This is a genomic window from Actinoplanes sp. NPDC048791 (assembly GCF_040650095.1).
Lineage (GTDB): Bacteria > Actinomycetota > Actinomycetes > Mycobacteriales > Micromonosporaceae > Actinoplanes.
The window spans coordinates 1-2,614 of record NZ_JBEZGQ010001105.1 but is presented as its reverse complement, the minus strand read 5'-3'; the positions used below and the strand labels follow the sequence as shown (position 1 = coordinate 2,614).

General features: G+C 72.3%; 2 protein-coding genes. Both read right to left on the bottom strand.

All coding sequences use genetic code 11. The features are described 5' to 3' along the window. Window positions 1–1,037 (bottom strand): MMPL family transporter (locus AB0C29_RS42835; RefSeq protein WP_360833320.1); only part of this gene is annotated, 1,037 nt, incomplete at its 3' end. Between the two features lie 97 nt (window positions 1,038–1,134). Beyond that, complete coding sequence (locus AB0C29_RS42830) at window positions 1,135–2,085, bottom strand: hypothetical protein (protein WP_360833318.1); 951 nt, start codon at window positions 2,083–2,085, stop codon at window positions 1,135–1,137. Window positions 2,086–2,614 lie beyond the last annotated feature (529 nt).

Sequence of the window (2,614 nt, the reverse complement as noted above, 5' to 3'; positions counted from 1 at the left end):
GTCCTGCCGCGGCGCGGCAGCCGCACCGGCAGCTTGTCGACGCGTGGGCCGAGGACCGCCAGCAGGGCGGGCAGCAGCGTCAGCGACAGGATCGCGGCCAGCGCTACGGCGGCGAGGCCGCCGTAGGCCAGGGACTTGAGGAAGCCCTGCGGGAAGAGCAGCAACCCGGCCAGGGCGATCATCAGCAGCGTCGCGGAGAAGATCACGGTGCGTCCGGCGGTCGCGACGGTACGGGCCACAGCCTCACCCGGCGTACGCCCGAACCCCTGCTCCTCCCGGAACCGCCCGACCATGAACAGCCCGTAGTCGATGGCCATGCCCAGCCCGAGCAGGCTGGCCACGTTGACCGCGAACGAGTTGACGTCGTGCCCGTACGCGATCGCGTGCAGCACCCCCAGCGAGCCCAGCACCGCGCACCCGCCCACCAGTACCGGCAGCGACGCGGCGACCAGCGAGCCGAAGATGAACAGCAGTAGGATCAGCACGATCGGCAGCGACACGGCCTCGGCGAACGCCAGGTCCTGCGTCGACAGCGTGGACGACGCGTCACTGAGCGGCGCGCCGCCGGCGAGCTGGATGCTCGCACCCTCGACCGCCAGCTTGTCGTCGATCTCCCGGTACGCCTCCAGCTTCGCGCCCTCGTCGTCGCCGGCCAGCGTCAGCACCGCCACGGCCCGCGACCGGTCGGCCGACGCGTACTGCGCGACCTTGTCCGGCCAGTACGACGCGACGGCCGTGACCGCCGACGGCGGCAGCGCCTCGAGCCGGGTCCGTACCCGCTGACCGAGCCCCGCGTCGTCGATGGTGCCCGCGGTCGGCGTGTAGATGACGACGACGTCGCCGCCCTGCGCGCCCAGCTCCTCGCGGACCACCTCGGCGGCCCGGGTCGACTCGCTGCCGGGGTCGTTGTAACCGCCCTCGGTCAGCTGGCCGAAGACGCCCAGCCCCCACATCCCGGCCGCGGCCACCGCCACGACCGTGCACACCAGCACCGGCCACCGGAACCGGGCCACCCATGATCCCCAGGCGGCGAACACACCGATCTCCTTAACACCCGCGTCCCGCACCCCACGGAACGCCCGGATCCCCCCACCCCAGGGGGAGCCGGTTCACTTCAGCGCAATCCGGTCCATCTCAGCGCAGCGTGGCCGCTTCGAGCGCGACGCCGCCGCAGTCCTGGCTGAACGCCTCCTCGGTGACCCAGCTCAGGTTGATCTTGCCGTTCTTCGGCGCCCGGTAGGTGATCACGAAGACCGCCGTGTCGAGATTGTTGCTGCGCTCCTCGAACGTCGAGGTGGCCGACGCCGAGCCGGTCGACAGCCTGGCCGTCAGCTTGCCGCGGCCGGCCAGCGCACCCACGTAGAGCCGCAGGGTCCGCACCGAGTTGCCGGCCGGGGCCGAGACCGTGAAGCCGTTGCCCTTGCCGCAGGTGCGGATGCCGGTCGGCGTGCCGTCGCTGTTGTTCACCGGCGAGCCGTCGCGCCAGCTGAAGCGCTCCGGGCTGAAGCCGTGCCGGAAGCGCGGCGCGGTGGGGGAGCCCTCGAGGATCTGGAAGTCGCCGTCGGCCCGGCGTTCCAGCGAGAACGTGCTCTGCTCACCCCAGTGCACCCAGTCGCGGCTGCCCTCGCCGGTCAGGTCGACCCGCGACGGTACGTCGTTGCGGTCGACCTTGACCGAGCCCTGGTCCGGCGGCTTCGGCTTGGTCGTCGTGGGCGCCGGCTGCGTGGTGCGGGTCTTCGACGGTGTGGGCGACGGCGAGGGCGAGGCGTCGTCGGAGGCGCTCGGCAGCGGGATCGGGAACTGGTCGGCCGGGTTCAGCGACACGTCCCCGAGCGCCGGCGGCTGCACCGGCGGGATCGCCTGCTGGTCGTCGTCGCGCACCGCCCGGCTGATGATGAAGCCGAAGGCCACCACGATCAGCACGCCCGCGAGGATGACCGCGGCGGGCATGAGGAACTCGGTCAGCCGGCGCCGCCCGTCGTCGAGCAGCAACGGTGGCACGGCCGCCCCCCGGCGGCCGGTCGTGCGGTAGCCATAGCTGGTGCGCGGGTTCGGCGCGGCCGGGTAGGGCCTGCGGTGCCCCACGTCGGCCGGTCGTCCTGCGGACTCAGGCTGGCGACCTGTCGTACGGTCGTCGTCCGGCAACCGACCCTCCCCGGTCGTTCGCGGGCGCGCGCCGACCGCCGGTGGCGGCCGGGCGGGTTGTCCCGAGTGCTGTGCTGCTTGAGCCGGTGCCGGCGACGAGCGGTCGCCGTGGTGCTGTGGGGAGGTACACCGTCTCACCTTCCGTGAGTGACGGAGAAGAGCGAAATGAGTAACCAAGCCGTCCGGATGATCACCGGGGTCGGCGGTTCGGCGGAGGTTCGCCCCGGGTCCCGCAGGCGCGGCGAGTACGGTGTCCGGAGTCTGCCAGCATGTCCCGTCCGACAGGAGAGTCCGATACAGATGAGCGTCCAGGACAAGACCGGTACCAGTCGCCGGGGCCAGGCCCTGACCGGCGCCTTCGCGGGTGTGGCCGTGATCGCCGTACTGGTCGCGGTCTATATCGGCATCCAGGTGTCCGACGGCGACGACAAGCCGGCGACCCCGGCGGCCGCCTCCGCTCCCGCCGACC